Annotated in this window: 17 protein-coding genes; 8 read left to right on the top strand and 9 right to left on the bottom strand. The window is 61.9% G+C overall.

Translation table 11 applies throughout. The annotated features are described in order from the left end of the window. The first annotated feature begins 76 nt into the window (after positions 1-76). Entirely contained in the window at positions 77-451 is a 375-nt protein-coding gene (locus ATE48_RS12230; RefSeq protein ID WP_066771913.1) for a VOC family protein, read from the top strand. 3 nt (positions 452-454) lie between these two features. Here ATE48_RS12230 and ATE48_RS12225 read toward each other — a convergent pair whose 3' ends face one another. Then, positions 455-691, bottom strand: coding sequence for a zinc-finger domain-containing protein (locus ATE48_RS12225; RefSeq protein ID WP_066771912.1), 237 nt, complete (start codon positions 689-691; stop codon positions 455-457). A gap of 91 nt (positions 692-782) precedes the next feature. Between ATE48_RS12225 and ATE48_RS12220 the strand changes: the two genes are divergently transcribed. Genes ATE48_RS12220 through ATE48_RS12205 form a run of 4 tightly spaced genes read left to right on the top strand, consistent with a single transcriptional unit; the run spans position 783 to position 3,399 of the window. After that, positions 783-1,727, top strand: a complete 945-nt coding sequence (locus tag ATE48_RS12220; protein WP_066771908.1) for an ABC transporter ATP-binding protein — start codon at positions 783-785, stop codon at positions 1,725-1,727. Beyond that, positions 1,724-2,707, top strand: a complete 984-nt coding sequence (locus ATE48_RS12215) for an aldo/keto reductase (RefSeq protein WP_066771906.1) — start codon at positions 1,724-1,726, stop codon at positions 2,705-2,707. Before ATE48_RS12220 ends, ATE48_RS12215 begins: the two co-directional genes overlap by 4 nt. Positions 2,708-2,713: 6 nt before the next feature. Then, complete coding sequence (locus ATE48_RS12210) at positions 2,714-2,923, top strand: tautomerase family protein (protein WP_066771905.1); 210 nt, start codon at positions 2,714-2,716, stop codon at positions 2,921-2,923. Further along, on the top strand, positions 2,920-3,399 hold the full coding sequence (locus ATE48_RS12205) for a DMT family transporter (protein WP_066771903.1): 480 nt from the start codon (positions 2,920-2,922) through the stop codon (positions 3,397-3,399). The genes ATE48_RS12210 and ATE48_RS12205 overlap by 4 nt, the downstream gene beginning before the upstream one ends. Here ATE48_RS12205 and ATE48_RS12200 read toward each other — a convergent pair. After that, the gene (locus ATE48_RS12200) at positions 3,383-3,739 is read right to left on the bottom strand and encodes a hypothetical protein (protein WP_156767750.1); all 357 of its coding nucleotides are present in this window, start codon (positions 3,737-3,739) and stop codon (positions 3,383-3,385) included. The two genes, ATE48_RS12205 and ATE48_RS12200, sit on opposite strands and share 17 nt — an antisense overlap. A 12-nt stretch (positions 3,740-3,751) precedes the next feature. Beyond that, the gene (locus ATE48_RS12195; protein ID WP_083197319.1) at positions 3,752-4,414 is read right to left on the bottom strand and encodes a class I SAM-dependent methyltransferase; all 663 of its coding nucleotides are present in this window, start codon (positions 4,412-4,414) and stop codon (positions 3,752-3,754) included. A gap of 54 nt (positions 4,415-4,468) precedes the next feature. Between ATE48_RS12195 and ATE48_RS12190 the strand changes: the two genes are divergently transcribed. Beyond that, on the top strand, positions 4,469-4,912 hold the full coding sequence (locus ATE48_RS12190; RefSeq protein ID WP_066771899.1) for a MarR family winged helix-turn-helix transcriptional regulator: 444 nt from the start codon (positions 4,469-4,471) through the stop codon (positions 4,910-4,912). A 7-nt stretch (positions 4,913-4,919) separates the two neighbouring features. Here ATE48_RS12190 and ATE48_RS12185 read toward each other — a convergent pair whose 3' ends face one another. From ATE48_RS12185 to ATE48_RS19790, 4 genes are all read right to left on the bottom strand, one after another. After that, the gene (locus ATE48_RS12185; protein WP_156767749.1) at positions 4,920-5,930 is read right to left on the bottom strand and encodes a hypothetical protein; all 1,011 of its coding nucleotides are present in this window, start codon (positions 5,928-5,930) and stop codon (positions 4,920-4,922) included. A 140-nt stretch (positions 5,931-6,070) separates the two neighbouring features. Continuing rightward, the gene (locus ATE48_RS12180) at positions 6,071-6,478 is read right to left on the bottom strand and encodes an HU family DNA-binding protein (RefSeq protein WP_066771894.1); all 408 of its coding nucleotides are present in this window, start codon (positions 6,476-6,478) and stop codon (positions 6,071-6,073) included. Between the two features lie 314 nt (positions 6,479-6,792). After that, positions 6,793-7,575: an SDR family NAD(P)-dependent oxidoreductase gene (locus tag ATE48_RS12175; protein WP_066771891.1), complete on the bottom strand. Its 783-nt coding sequence runs from the start codon at positions 7,573-7,575 to the stop codon at positions 6,793-6,795. Between the two features lie 80 nt (positions 7,576-7,655). Beyond that, positions 7,656-8,870, bottom strand: coding sequence for a hypothetical protein (locus ATE48_RS19790; RefSeq protein WP_066771889.1), 1,215 nt, complete (start codon positions 8,868-8,870; stop codon positions 7,656-7,658). 73 nt (positions 8,871-8,943) lie between these two features. Between ATE48_RS19790 and ATE48_RS12165 the strand changes: the two genes are divergently transcribed. Together ATE48_RS12165 and ATE48_RS12160 are read left to right on the top strand one after the other, a co-directional pair. Then, positions 8,944-9,828 (top strand): lysoplasmalogenase family protein, encoded by an 885-nt coding sequence (locus ATE48_RS12165; RefSeq protein WP_066771887.1) that lies wholly within the window; start codon positions 8,944-8,946, stop codon positions 9,826-9,828. Between the two features lie 4 nt (positions 9,829-9,832). Continuing rightward, the gene (locus ATE48_RS12160; protein WP_066771885.1) at positions 9,833-10,546 is read left to right on the top strand and encodes a hypothetical protein; all 714 of its coding nucleotides are present in this window, start codon (positions 9,833-9,835) and stop codon (positions 10,544-10,546) included. On the opposite strand, the gene hutH is transcribed toward ATE48_RS12160, so the two are convergent. Then, positions 10,543-12,027: a histidine ammonia-lyase gene (hutH, locus tag ATE48_RS12155; RefSeq protein ID WP_066771884.1), complete on the bottom strand. Its 1,485-nt coding sequence runs from the start codon at positions 12,025-12,027 to the stop codon at positions 10,543-10,545. The genes ATE48_RS12160 and hutH overlap by 4 nt on opposite strands. After that, entirely contained in the window at positions 12,027-13,697 is a 1,671-nt protein-coding gene (gene hutU, locus ATE48_RS12150) for a urocanate hydratase (protein ID WP_066771883.1), read from the bottom strand. The genes hutH and hutU overlap by 1 nt, the downstream gene beginning before the upstream one ends. Positions 13,698-13,732: the final 35 nt, after the last annotated feature.

The raw sequence follows: 13,732 nt of genomic DNA, 5'->3' as shown, positions 1-13,732 counted from the left end.
GACTTCACCGTTTTCTTTTCGCGCGCGCTTGCATGAACAGCGAAGCACTCCAATCTATCGGCGTTCGGAGGATTTTATGTTCGACCATCTCTCGCTCGGCGTGCGCGATCTCATGGCGGCGGCGCGATTCTACGATGCGTTGTTCGCGCCGCTCGGCCACTCGAAGACGTGGTCGAAGGAAAACGAGCTCGCCTACGGCCGAGATGGGACGCGGCTGTTTTGGCTCTATCCAACCGACGGCGACCGCATTGCAGGGCTCGGCGCACATATCGCCTTCCGCGCAACCTCAGAGCAGGAAGTGGATGACGCCTACCTTGCCGCCTTGGCGCATGGCGCGACGACGCTCCGCGCCGCGGGCCTGCATCTCGACATCGGCCCCGACTATTATGGCGCAGTCGTGCTTGATCCCGATGGCAACAAGATCGAGATCGTCGTCGGTGCGATGCACTAAACTTTAGTGGTGATCGTCGCCTGCACCAACGACCAGCACGAAGCGGCGGTCGCAGTAGCCACATTCGACGAAGTTTTCTTCGCCCATGTCATAATAGACGACGGGATGCCCGAGCGCGGCGCCGCCGCCATCACACTTCACGCGCCGCGACGTCACCTCGATCGTTTCCGGCGCCGGCAGCGCGTCGGGATCGCCCGGGGTGGACGCATCGGTGCGGGGGTTATCGCGCAGTTTCGTCATTTCTAGTCGCGGCCTGGGTTGAAGCGGCTTTAGCGGGCCCGTAACTAAAGCGCATCGTGCGCCCGCGCAATGCGGGCAACCCAGGTATTCCATGCCAACATCACAGACGCCGCCCGAGTTCGCCATCGAGGCGCGCGGCCTCGACAAAACCTATCGCGCCCAAGGCAAGGGCAAGGCCGTGCACGCATTGAAGGCAATCGACCTCGCCATTCCGCGCGGCTCGTTCTTTGGCCTTCTGGGCCCCAACGGAGCCGGCAAATCCACCTTCATCAACACCCTGGGCGGCCTCGTCGTGAAGAGCGGCGGGACCGCCTCGATCTGGGGCCACGACATTGACGCCGATCCGATGAACGCGCGCGGCGCCATCGGCATCGTACCGCAAGAACTCAACATGGATCCGTTCTTCTCCCCCGGCGAGGCGCTGGAGATCCAAGCCGGATATTACGGCGTCCCCAAAAGTGAGCGGCGCACCGAGGAGATTCTTCGCGCCGTCGGGCTTTGGGATAAGCGCGACGCTTATGCACGCACGCTTTCGGGCGGCATGAAACGTCGCCTGCTCGTGGCGAAGGCGATGGTGCACGCGCCGCCGGTTCTCGTGCTCGATGAACCAACCGCCGGTGTCGACGTCGAACTGCGCCGCCAGCTTTGGGACTATGTGCGCGCACTGCATGCGAGCGGCGTCACCATCGTGCTGACCACGCACTACCTCGAAGAAGCACAAGAACTCTGCGACACGATCGCGATCATCAACCACGGCAACGTCATCGCCTGCGAACCGACCTCGAAACTCATCTCGCGGCTAGATCAGAAAACGCTAGTCGTCACGCCGCAATCGCCGGTGACGCCGCCGCTCAAAGGCTTCGAGGATGTCACCTTCGCGATGAAAGCGACCGGCGCATTTACGCTAACCTACAAAACAAGCCAGCATTCCGTGGAAGAATTGCTGGACCGGGTGCGTGCAGCCGGCGTCACGATCAAGGATCTCTCGATCCAAGAACCCGATTTAGAAGATGTTTTCGTGGAGCTGACGGCATGAAGTACGTCAATCTCGGCAAAAGCGGCCTCAAAGTTTCGCGCATTTGTCTCGGCACGATGGCCTACGCCAATGGCGCTGGAGGCGCGCACCCCTGGGCGCTCAACGAAGAAGCGTCACAACCCTTCTACAAGCGCGCCATCGAAGCTGGGATCAACTTCTTCGACACCGCCAACGTCTACTCCTTTGGCACCAGCGAAGAGTTTCTCGGCCGCGCAATCAAGAAGTACGCCAAGCGCGACGAGATCGTTATCGCGACCAAAGTTCATGGCGAGATGCGGCCGAACGATCCGAACGGCAAAGGCCTCTCACGCAAAGCCATTCTCGGCGAAATCGATCTCAGCCTGAAGCGCCTCGGCACCGATTACGTGGATCTCTACCAGATCCACCGCCTCGATCCCGAAACACCAATCGAAGAAACACTCGAAGCCCTCAATGACGTCGTGAAGGCCGGCAAGGCCCGCTATATCGGCGCCTCGTCGATGTATGCGTGGCAATTCATGCAAGCCCTGGCGCTGCAGAGCGCCAACAACTGGTCGCGCTTCATCTCGATGCAAAACCACCTGAACCTGCTCTACCGCGAAGAAGAGCGCGAAATGCTGCCGCTTTGTCGCGACCAGGGCATCGGCGTCATACCGTGGTCGCCGCTTGCGCGCGGACGGCTGGCGCGCGGGCCGGACGAAAAGACCGAGCGCAGTGAAACTGACAAGTTCGGCCAATATCTCTATCGCAAGACAGCGGAAGCCGATCGCGCCGTTATCGAGCGCGTCGGCGAAATCGCGACCGAACGCGCTCTACCGCGCGGGCAGGTGGCCTTGGCCTGGCTGTTGGCCAAGAACGGCGTCACTGCGCCCATCGTTGGCGCCACCAAGATCGAGCAACTCAACGATGCGATCGCGGCGGCGGAAGTTGCGCTTACAGCAGATGAAATCAAACGGCTCGAAGAGCCCTACATCCCCCACCCCGTCGCCGGCTTTGTGTGAGGCCCCATGCCGTACGTGAACATCAAGATCACCAAGACTGGCGCGACCGCCGAGCAAAAGGCCGAGCTGATCAAGGGCGCCACTGAATTGCTCCAGCGCGTGCTAAACAAGAACCCGGCAACGACGGTCGTCATCATAGACGAAGTCGAGACTGACAATTGGGGCATGAATGGCGAGACGGTGACTGCTCGTAACGCCAAGACGCGACCGCGATGAACGCGCCCACGCTCGCCTACTACATCGCGCTCTCGACGGTTGGCGGCATTCTCATCCCGATCATGGCCGCACTCTCAGGCGGACTTGGACGGATGCTCGATAATCCTTGGGCTGCGGCAGCGATTGTATCTGGCGGCGGCTTTGCGCTCGTCCTCGCGTTCACGCTGCTCAATGGAAGCATGAACGTGTCGTGGGAGACATTGCGCCACGCAACGCCCTGGCAACTTCTCGCCGGCGCCGGTTTTGCCTTCTACCTGCTTTCCATCACGTGGGTCGGCCCACGCTTTGGCATCGGCAACGCGGTTATGTTTGTGCTCGCCGGGCAGATCATCTCCTCGGCGCTGATTGATCATTTCGGCCTCTTCGGCGCGCCGCACAAACCCGTCGATGCTCTCCGCGCCCTCGGTTTGGTCGTTATGGCGTCGGGCATCGCGATCGCGCAGATCGCCGCCAACAACGCTAAGCCGTCAGACTAGCCCATACATCGAAGCACACGATCGCAAGCGGAAGGAGTGCGACCGCATCTGCCAACGCAATCGTTCGCAGACGTTTGGGCGCGCCTTGCGTCACATAGGCGCTAAGAAACCCAAGCACGCTGATCGACGTCACCAATGCTGCTGCCGTTCGCGCGCTAGAGTGAAAGGCCGCAAGGACACAGACGCTCACCACCGCAAGAAAAAGTACGCCGCGATGAACCAGGATGAGGTCAAGCGAACCGCTGCCTTCAGCGCCGTACATTTGCTTTCGCAATCGCTGTGAAAACGTCGCAAGCGCTGGCGGCGTATGCACGAGCGCCAACGCCAGCCAAGCGACCATGAGCCACATCTCTTAGGCCGGCCGCTCCGCCAGCACGCTCACAGCAAGCAAGCGCGAACCATCGCGCGTAGCGCGTTCGTCGACGATGCGCCAACCTTGCGCTTTGAGCAGCGCCGTCGCTTGGCCGATGCGCTCCATGCCGTGCGCTGCGCCGGCATAAGCGCCCGGCGCCCCGAGATTGGAGGCGCGCTGCGTAATAACGAGACGACCACCCGGCGCGAGCACACGGGAGATTTCGCGCAGCGCACGCGCTGGGTCCGTCCAGAACTGAAAGCTGTTCACCGCGAAGGCGCGATCGAACATTGAATCGCGAAACGGCAGATCGGAAGCTTCGGCGCGCATGACCACCGCTTGCCCCGATCGCACGGCGCGGTGGGCGAAATGCGTGGCGCAATGCGAAGCCGTCGCGGAGTGATCGACGCCTGCAACGTAGCCAGCCTCACCGACGCGCTTCAAAGCCGCACGAACACCCATGCCCGCGCCGCAGCCCAACTCGATCACGCTATCGCCAATCCGGGGCGCCAGAAGATCGAGCGCCGCCTTGTTCTGGCGCTCGTTTCCGGCCGCCATGGCCGCAAGCGCCAGCACCCCTGTTAAACCGCGCGGATGGCCCCATATGCATTCAAGGCCAGTGCAGCCCTCGCCGGATTCACCGGCCGTCATTGACGCGCGCATGTACCTCTCCCAGAATGACAATTTAGCTGTCAAATACGACAAGTGAGTTGTCAAGTGAAAAAGCCGCAGCAGGCAAGCGCAGAGAACATTTTGGACCTCTCCGTCGCGGTCATCGAATTTTACTTCCGGATCGAGGCGCTCAGCGAAGCGACCGCGGGCTTTGCCACCGCCGGCGGCGAATGGGGCATGTTGCGGATGCTGGTGAAGGACGGCCCACAGACCGTGCCCGACATGGCGCGTTCTCGTCCCGTCTCGCGCCAACACTGCCAAACCACGGCGAATGCGTTGGAGGCCCAAGGATTGGTCGAGTTCATCGACAATCCGAAACACAAGACTTCGAAACTCGTGCGCGCGACCAAGAAGGGCCGCGACAGGTTTCAGTCCATGCGTAAACAGTTCCTGCAAGCCGCCGGCGTCTACGCGCCGCTCTTCACGGCGGCAGAGGTGACGGCGGCCACGGATGTCTGCCGCCGCGCGCGCGACATGATCGAGATCTAAGCGCCACCTATTCCTCGTTTGCTAGCGCCGCATCGAGCATTTGGGTCAGGGTCATGGCGCCGTCGCCGAAAGCATGTCGTTTCCAGTCGAAACCAGCAAGTCGATCAACCGCGAAGGCGAGCGCGATCCCCTCTTTCTGAGACCACCAGCGCCCCCGGCGTGCAAAGTTCGCCATCGCGACATCGGACTCGGCACCACCTCCGGATGGATGCACCATCCACTGATAAGCGACCCATTGGCCGGAGCCTTCAAGCGTGAGCCAAGTATCCTCAGCTTCGGCCAGATAGGCATTCTCACCGCTGAACCAGCGAGCGCGCCGCGCCCGCATCAACTCACGCGCCTCAAGCGCCAGACGGCGTGCTTCGGCTTGATCGCGCGTCTCAGTGACTTGCATCAGTAATTCTGTTTCGCGCGCCACCGAGGCCGCGAATTCGGAATTCTCGCCAAACAAGATTTGCACCATGTCGTCACCGACTTCGTCGTCGGGCAATGGGCTGGCCGCCACGATCGCGGCGATGCCCGCGCCGTAGGCGCCCAACTGCGCCACGTGCGCCCCCTCGTGCAGCAGCACGCCGGTCATCATCGTCTCCAGGCCAAGGGCATCATTGGTGACGCCGCCAGCGCGCCAAACGCTCGGTGTTGACATGACAAAGAAAGCACGCGCGCCCTCCGCGCTGGCGAAAGACGCAACGCCAGCGGGCATGACTTGGCCGTCCGGAAGCGTCACCCCGCCCGTGTGCGGCGCTGTGGTCCAAATGACTTCGGCTGAAGCATTCGCGGTGAAAGCATTGGCGCTGGTCAGCACGCAATCGTCGTCGAAGAACACCGCATCGAACGAACCTACAGCTGCGCCAGTTATTTCCTGCGCCGTGAAGCGCCAAGCAGCCAAGGAGGCGTCGATCCATTCGCTGTCAGGGACGGACACCTCACAGGCCGGCGCTAATGAGGCCGGGGGTGTGGGTGCGGTTGTGGCGCACGCAGCCAGCGCCAGCGTCGCCGCCATAGTCAGTGTCCGCATCCTTCGCCTCCTCACACCATGATGACAGATTTCGGCGGTTCGGATGCAAACGAAAACGGCCGGCGCTTCGTAGCGCGCCGGCCGTCTCGACAACCCCGGGATGGGGTCATTGTTACTTTTGCGTCGGTGACGAGGTCGCCTTAGCGGCCGCCCATCACCTGGGCCTTCATCACGGCCGACTGGCGGAACGCCAGCTTCTTCGACGCCTTAATCTTCACCGGCTCACCCGTTTGCGGGTTGCGGCCCATGCGGGCCTTGCGAGCGCGGATCATGACCATGCCGATGTCGCCGATCTTCACCTTCGAGCCCTTGAGCACGTAGGCCTTCACAACATCAACGTAGCCTTCGACCATCGTCTTGGCTTCCGACTTCTTCACGCCGAGGTGGTCGGCAACCGACTGGAGCAGCGCGCTCGCGGTGACGGTCTTGCCGGCAACAGCTGTGACCTTCACGGCCTTCGCCGGGGCCGGAGCTGCCTTCTTCGCGGTCTTGCGGACGGCTGACTTCTTCTTGGCCGGAGCCTTCTTCTTCGCTGCCTTTTTGGCCATGTGGTGTTTCCCTTCTCAAAGGTTGTCGTGTGTTTACTCAACGAACCGCCGCTAAATCAGGCTTTTTGACTGCCCTTCTCCGCGCCGGCCCTGAGTAGATGCCACTCATTTCTTGATGGAGCGTGACTACGCCTCTCTCGAAATGCGTCAAAAAGCGCTGTTTATAGCGGTTTTCGACACTTACGCGGGATTCCCTGACATGGGCGCCTGTGAGTCGCAATCCAAAAATGCTGATTTACAGCGGTTTCCACACGCCCTCATGCGGTGCGTGTTGCGAAAATGCACGAAAATCAACGAAATTACGGTCCCGCGCCTCAGCGAAGGCCCATGCGAATGGCGCCATCGAGGCGCACATCCTCGCCGTTGAAGTACGGATTTCGAATCATTTCGATAGCGAGAGATGCATATTCTTGCGGGTTTCCGAGGCGCTTCGGGAACGGCACGCTCGCCGCCAACGCTTCTTTCACCTTCTCCGGCGCACCCATCATGAGCGGCGTTTCGAAGATCCCCGGCAGAATGGTGTTGATGCGAATGCCCTCGCCCGAAAGGTCGCGCGCGATCGGCAGCGTCATGCCAACAACACCGCCCTTCGAGGCGGAGTAAGCGGCCTGGCCAATTTGGCCGTCTTCAGCGGCAACCGACGCCGTCATCACCATTGCGCCACGCTCGCCGCTATCGAGCGGGTCGAGCGTCAAGATCCCGGCGGCTGATTTTGCGACGCAGCGGAACGTACCGATCAAATTGATCTGGATGGTCAGCTCGAAAATGTTGAGCGGGAAGTGCTTGATCTCACCACTCTCTTTCGAGCGGCTCGCCGTCTTCATCGCAGAACCGATACCAGCGCAGCAGACCAGGATACGCTCCTGCCCGTTGGCCTTACGCGCCGCCTCGAAGCCGGCATTGACGCTATCGTCGCTGGTGACATCGACCTTGCAAAAGGTTGCGCCGAGTTCAGCGGCGGTGGCTTTGCCGCGCTCTTCATCGCGATCGAAGATCGCGACCTTCACGCCATCGGCGCGCAGCTTCTCAACTGTCGCACGGCCAAGGCCTGACGCGCCGCCCGTCACAACAGCAGCGATATCCGACGAAAGACGCATCTTTTTCCTCCCTTGGCGCACGCGCAAGCGCGCAGCGGCGTTTCTAGCCGCCGCGCGGGCGAACGCAATGTCGCGCTGCGTCAGTTCGGATCGGGCATGTCTCGCGCGTTCGGATCGATACCGTCGACGTTTTGATCCGGAGCCGGCGGTGGTGGTGGTGGCGGTGGCGGCGGCGGTGGCGGCGGCGGCGGTTCAGGCGGCCGCTCCGGAGGTGGTGGCGGAGGTGGTGGCGGCGTCACCGGTGGTGATGGCGGCGGAGGTGGGGGTGTCACCGGCGGCGCAGGTGGCGACGGTGGTGGAGGTGGCGGCGGATCGTGCGGGCGCGGGGGCCGCGGCGGGCCTGGCGGCTGCGGAGGTGGTGGAGGCGGCGGCGACGTCACCGGCGGCGGTTGCGGCGGTGGATTGTTCATCGCGTCGCGGAGCTGACGAATGCGCCGCTGCGCCCGATCGCGGAATTCGCCGTCGCGCTGCGTGGCGAGATAATAATCGTATGCGTCGATGGTGTCGCGGCGCACCGCCCGATCCCACGCTGTACGATCGTCGGCGCGCAGCTGATAAATGCGGCGTTCAGCGTCGCTCCGATGATAGCCGTCCGGAAATTCGCGCAAGTAGCGTTCATACTCACGAACTTCATCGCGGCGGCGCGCACTATCCCAAGCGAAGTCATCCTGGCGACGATAATCATCGAGAATGCGGCGAGCGTCGGCTGCGAATGGCGAGCGCGGATAGGCCCGCAAGAAATCCATATAACCGCCGATTGAATCGAGACGACGTGCGCGAACCCATGCGCCTTCGTCGGTATTCCAGAGATAGTCGAGACGCGACCGCGCCTCTTCGGAGTTGGCGCCACTCGGCCACGCGTTCAGGAAGCCTTCGTAAGCTTCGATACGATCGATGCGTGCGGCCTCAGCCCATGCGGCCCGTTCTTCAGCTGCCAATCGCGGCGCCGCCAGCACCGCGCGGCGCTGATCCGCTTCCGCGGCGTTTCCACCCCAACCAAAGGTGCGGAGATATTCCTCGTAGGATGCTTCGGTGTTGACCTGGCGCGCCCGCGCCCATGCTTGGCGCTCGAGCACCATGAGTTCAGCGATGCGTTGCCGCGCCGCTTCCGCATGCGGACCCGCGCCATAGGCGCCGAGATAGCTCTCGTAGGCGCCAGGAAAGTCTTGTGTCGCCGCGCTACTCCAAGCCTGCGCCTCGAGCTGCTCAGGCGTGGGCGCTGTCGCGCACGCAGCAAGGAGCGCGGCCACCGAGGCAGCCGCCAACATTTTCAAACGCCAAAGCTTAGCCGACATGCCCACTTCCCCGTAGCTCGCCCGTAATAGTACCACCTTGACCTGAACGGCGCTGGAATCGAAGGGCCAAACGATGGGGACGATCGCTATTGGCCCGGTTTTCTGGGCGCTCAGTGCGCTCGCAATGGCGGCTGCCGTAGCGTACGGCCTCTACTTCTTGCGCCAGCCTCACGGCTTCCTGCGCGCAATTGTCAAAACCACCTTCATGGGCGCGGCAGCCGGTGCGCTAACCAGCGCCGGCGCGCCCTTTCCGCTTATCGCCGCCATCTTCTTATCGGCGCTTGGCGACTTCTTCCTCGCGTTTAAATCCAAATGGACATTGCCGCTCGGCATCCTGGCCTTCTTGCTCGCCCAGCTGACCTACGTACTGATGTTCGGCGCGGTATGGTTTTTCTCAGGGGACAACTCGCCACTCTGGCCGCGCTACCTGGCAATGGCTGCCATCGCGGCGCTCCTGATCACCTTTCTCATCTGGTTCTGGCGGACAGAGGCATTCAAACACGCACGGCTCAGCAACACGCTCGCGGTGACAGCGCTCGTTGGCCTTGGCCTGTTGCTGCCAGTCTATGTCATCACCGGGATGATGGCGCTCAACACCGATCCCGAGAGCAGCCCCTCGCCCACCGCATTCGTTCCGCTCGCGGCGTTCGCCCTAGCCGCCGTCGGCCTCGCGATCTGGAGGCGGAAACTGGGCGCCACGCCGCTTGTGGCGATGATTTATGCAGGCGCGATCACCGCAATGGCGATCGCGGCGATGTGGCTGCCATGGATGGGTTGGCCGGCAATGCTTGGCGCGCTCAGCTTCCTGGTCAGCGATTTGGTGCTGGCGGCCGAACTTTTCCGGCTACCGGCCGATGCACCGTCGCGGCGTTTGACGGCGCCCATCGTGTGGTGGACTTATGTCACCGCACAGACACTTATCGTGACCGGTGTGATGTGTTTGGTGCTCGCAAGGTAGGAACATGAAAAAGTTGGCCTTGGTCGCCCTCGCCCTAGCACTCACCGCTTGCGGGCAAACGGCCACCCCGCCCGCGCCCGAAGCGCCAACAGCCGCCATTCCCACCGGCTCGTTCGATGTCTTCGGCACATCGCCTGAATTCGCGTTCATAGCCGACACCTCCGCAAATGCGATGGAATTGCGCATGAACTATGAAACCATCGCCTCCGCGACGTATGCGCCGCCACAGACAACACCTAGCGGCGCTCAGATTGTGAGCGGCGATCTAACGGTCGATTTCGTGACCCAAGATTGCGACATCAACGGCGCCAGCTATCCCCTGCGCGTCACCATCCAGGCCCGCGGCCAAGAACCCGTGACCGGGTGCGGCATCGAACGCTGGGATACCCATCTCCTGGAACTGATGCCATACATTGACGCGTGCATCGCCAAGTCTCCGGAGACGCGCTGGGTGACCTACGCACGCCACAGCGGCTCGAATGTGAACGTGCGCATGCGCGGCGACGGCGGCGAACAAGATTGCGTCGCATCCTTCGCCAATCCCCAGAGCGCCGTATCGCAACAGCGAAACGAAGACTCGCGCGTCCCCGGTGAGGGCGTTGCAATATTCGTCCGTGCGCCGGGCGCACAGCCAGGCGGCGAGTGCTACGATGCACCCGAGGTGCGAAGCGCAAGCGGTGAACTGATCGGCTGGAAAGCCGACCCTATGGGCTGCTAGCCCGCGAAAGCGCTCGCTTCGATCAACTCACGCACCCGGCCGATGTCGCCCGCCAATGAGCGATCGGTGGGCATGAACGCGGAAACCGCGCGCACTTTTTCGTATGACTTTTGCAGTGCCGGCGAAGTTTTCAAAGGCGCCTGAAAATCGACGCCCTGCGCCGCCGCCAACAGCTCTATCGCAATCACGTGCGCGGCATTGGTGGCGATGTCGCCGGCCTTGCGGCCGGCGAACGTCGCCATCGAGACATGATCTTCCTGGTTCGCGGACGTCGGCAGCGAATCCACGCTCGCGGGATGCGCGAGCGTCTTGTTCTCCGACACCAACGCCGCCGCGGTGACGTGTAGGATCATAAAGCCGGAATTCAAACCGCCTTCGCGCGTCAGAAACGGCGGCAAACCCGAAAGCGCTGGGTCAATCAAAAGCGCGATGCGCCGTTCACTGATCGATGCAATCTCGCTTACGGCCATCGAGATCATGTCAGCGGCAAACGCCACCGGCTCGGCGTGGAAATTGCCGCCGGAGAGCACAACGCCATCTTCGGCAAACACCAACGGGTTATCCGTCACGGCGTTGGCTTCGATCTCAAGCGTCGCCGCGGCATTGTTGAGCACGTCGAGACACGCTCCCATCACTTGCGGCTGACACCGAAGCGAGTACGGATCCTGAACCCTCGGATCGTCTACAGCGTTGCGGTGGCTTTCGCGGATCGCGCTGCCTTCGATCAATTTGCGCAGGCGCGCAGCGACTTCGATCTGCCCCTTCTGCCCGCGCGCCAGGTGAATACGCTCATCGAATGGCGCATCAGTCCCCTTGAGCGCATCAACGGACATAGCGCCTGCAACCAAAGCTGCGTTGAACACATCCTGCGCACGGAACAGCGCGTCCAGCGCGAGCGCGGTCGAGATTTGGGTGCCGTTGATAAGCGCGAGCCCCTCTTTCGGGCCCAACACGATCTGCTCAAGACCAATCCGCTGCAGCCCGTCACGCGCCGCGAGCGTCTCGCCACCCAGCCGGACCTCTCCTTCACCCAGGAGCGGACACGCCAAATGCGCAAGTGGCGCGAGATCGCCGGAAGCGCCAACCGAACCTTGACTTGGAATGACCGGCAGCGCGCCGCTTGTCAGCAGCTTCAAAAGGCCGTCGACGACAACGCGGCGAACGCCAGAACGGCCTTGCGCCAACGTTACGACTTTGATCGCAAGCGCCAATCGCGTCACTCTCTCATTCAGCGCCGGACCGACGCCGACCGCATGAGAGAGGATGAGATTGCGCTGCAATGCTGCGAGATTATCATCGCTAATGCGCGTCGAAGCGAGCTTACCAAAGCCAGTGTTGATACCGTAGAGCGCATTACCCGACCTAAGCGCGTCAGCGACGGTTTTGGCGGATGCTTCGATGCGCGCGTAGTCCGCCGCATCAAGCGAAAGCGAGCCAGCGCCCGCCCAAATATCCCGCAATTGCGCGAGCGTGAGTTTCATCAACGGATCTCCAGCGCCGGCAAATCGAGCTTCTGCTCGCGTGCGCACTCAATGGCTTCCTCATAGCCCGCATCAGCGTGGCGCATGACGCCGGTGCCGGGATCATTCCAGAGCACGCGCGCAATCCGCTTTGACGCCGCCTCTGTGCCATCGCACACGATCACGACACCGGAATGTTGCGAATAGCCCATGCCAACGCCGCCGCCATGGTGCAGCGACACCCAAGTCGCGCCACCGGCAGTGTTCAACAGCGCGTTCAGCAGCGGCCAATCACTGACGGCATCCGATCCATCGCGCATCTTTTCCGTCTCGCGATTTGGAGATGCAACAGAACCGGAATCGAGGTGGTCGCGACCGATCACAAGCGGACCGATCTCGCCTTTCGCCACCATCTCATTGAACGCCAGCCCAAGGCGATGACGTTGGCCCAAGCCCACCCAGCATATGCGCGCCGGCAGGCCTTGGAACGCGATGCGTTCCATCGCCATGTCGAGCCAACGATGCAAGTGCGCATCGTTCGGGATCAGCTCTTTGACCTTCGCGTCGGTCTTGGCAATGTCGTCCGGGTTGCCGGTGAGCGCCGCCCAACGGAACGGCCCAACACCGCGGCAGAAGAGCGGACGCACATAAGCCGGCACGAAACCTGGATACGCAAACGCGTCCGCAACGCCGTTGTCCTTCGCGACTTGGCGAATGTTGTTTCCATAATCGACGGTCGGGATGCCCAAATTGTGGAAATCAAGCATCGCTTTCACATGCACAGCGATCGACGCGCATGCTGCTTCACGCACTGCTTCCGGATTTTGGATACGCGTCTTGTTCCAGCGCTCCACAGTCCAGCCTGCAGGCAAATAACCGTTCACCGTGTCATGCGCCGAGGTTTGGTCGGTGACAGCGTCCGGGCGAATGCCGCGCTTGACCATCTCGGGAAACATTTCAGCCGCATTGCCTAACAAGCCGACGGAGATCGCCTCGCCCTTAGCGCAAGCTTCGTTGATCATCGCCATTGCCTGATCGAGCGTTTCGGCGCGCCTATCGAGATAGCGCGTCTGCAGACGTTTATCGATGCGATCGCTTTGGCATTCGATAGCCAGGCAGCACGCGCCGGCCATCACCGCAGCCAAAGGTTGGGCACCGCCCATGCCACCGAGACCGGCCGTCAGAATCCACTTGCCCTTCCAATCGCCGCCAAAATGCTTGCGGCCCATTTCGGCAAACGTCTCGTACGTGCCCTGCACGATGCCTTGCGTCCCAATGTAAATCCAAGAGCCGGCCGTCATCTGGCCGTACATCATGAGTCCCTTGCGATCGAGTTCGTCGAAGTGCTCCCACGTCGCCCAACGCGGCACGAGGTTGGAATTCGCCAGCAACACACGCGGCGCATCCGCGTGCGTCTTGAATACGCCGACCGGCTTACCGGACTGAACCAAAAGCGTTTCGTCGTCTTCGAGACGCCGCAACGTCTCAACGATCTTGTCGTAGCTCTTCCAATCGCGTGCGGCGCGGCCAATGCCGCCATACACAACGAGCTCTTCGGGATGTTCAGCGACATCCGGATCAAGATTATTCATCAGCATGCGCAGCGGCGCTTCAGTCAGCCAGCTCTTGCAGCTCAGCGTCGTGCCATGCGGCGCGCGGATGACGCGCGAGTCATCGCGACGGAGATCCATGTTTCCTCCAGGAATTTTGGCGCGCTTCTACCCCG

Source organism: Candidatus Viadribacter manganicus (genome assembly GCF_001679665.1).
GTDB lineage: Bacteria > Pseudomonadota > Alphaproteobacteria > Caulobacterales > Aquidulcibacteraceae > Vitreimonas > Vitreimonas manganica.
This window is presented reverse-complemented; position numbering and strand designations above follow the sequence as displayed.

Coding starts and splice junctions, on each gene's coding strand:
- ATE48_RS12230 (WP_066771913.1), top strand. CDS start 77: ATGTTCGACCATCTCTCGCTCGGCGTGCGCGATCTCATGGCGGCGGCG.
- ATE48_RS12225 (WP_066771912.1), bottom strand. CDS start 691: ATGACGAAACTGCGCGATAACCCCCGCACCGATGCGTCCACCCCGGGC.
- ATE48_RS12220 (WP_066771908.1), top strand. CDS start 783: ATGCCAACATCACAGACGCCGCCCGAGTTCGCCATCGAGGCGCGCGGC.
- ATE48_RS12215 (WP_066771906.1), top strand. CDS start 1,724: ATGAAGTACGTCAATCTCGGCAAAAGCGGCCTCAAAGTTTCGCGCATT.
- ATE48_RS12210 (WP_066771905.1), top strand. CDS start 2,714: ATGCCGTACGTGAACATCAAGATCACCAAGACTGGCGCGACCGCCGAG.
- ATE48_RS12205 (WP_066771903.1), top strand. CDS start 2,920: ATGAACGCGCCCACGCTCGCCTACTACATCGCGCTCTCGACGGTTGGC.
- ATE48_RS12200 (WP_156767750.1), bottom strand. CDS start 3,739: ATGGTCGCTTGGCTGGCGTTGGCGCTCGTGCATACGCCGCCAGCGCTT.
- ATE48_RS12195 (WP_083197319.1), bottom strand. CDS start 4,414: ATGCGCGCGTCAATGACGGCCGGTGAATCCGGCGAGGGCTGCACTGGC.
- ATE48_RS12185 (WP_156767749.1), bottom strand. CDS start 5,930: ATGCGGACACTGACTATGGCGGCGACGCTGGCGCTGGCTGCGTGCGCC.
- ATE48_RS12180 (WP_066771894.1), bottom strand. CDS start 6,478: ATGGCCAAAAAGGCAGCGAAGAAGAAGGCTCCGGCCAAGAAGAAGTCA.
- ATE48_RS12175 (WP_066771891.1), bottom strand. CDS start 7,575: ATGCGTCTTTCGTCGGATATCGCTGCTGTTGTGACGGGCGGCGCGTCA.
- ATE48_RS19790 (WP_066771889.1), bottom strand. CDS start 8,870: ATGTCGGCTAAGCTTTGGCGTTTGAAAATGTTGGCGGCTGCCTCGGTG.
- ATE48_RS12165 (WP_066771887.1), top strand. CDS start 8,944: ATGGGGACGATCGCTATTGGCCCGGTTTTCTGGGCGCTCAGTGCGCTC.
- ATE48_RS12160 (WP_066771885.1), top strand. CDS start 9,833: ATGAAAAAGTTGGCCTTGGTCGCCCTCGCCCTAGCACTCACCGCTTGC.
- hutH (WP_066771884.1), bottom strand. CDS start 12,027: ATGAAACTCACGCTCGCGCAATTGCGGGATATTTGGGCGGGCGCTGGC.
- hutU (WP_066771883.1), bottom strand. CDS start 13,697: ATGGATCTCCGTCGCGATGACTCGCGCGTCATCCGCGCGCCGCATGGC.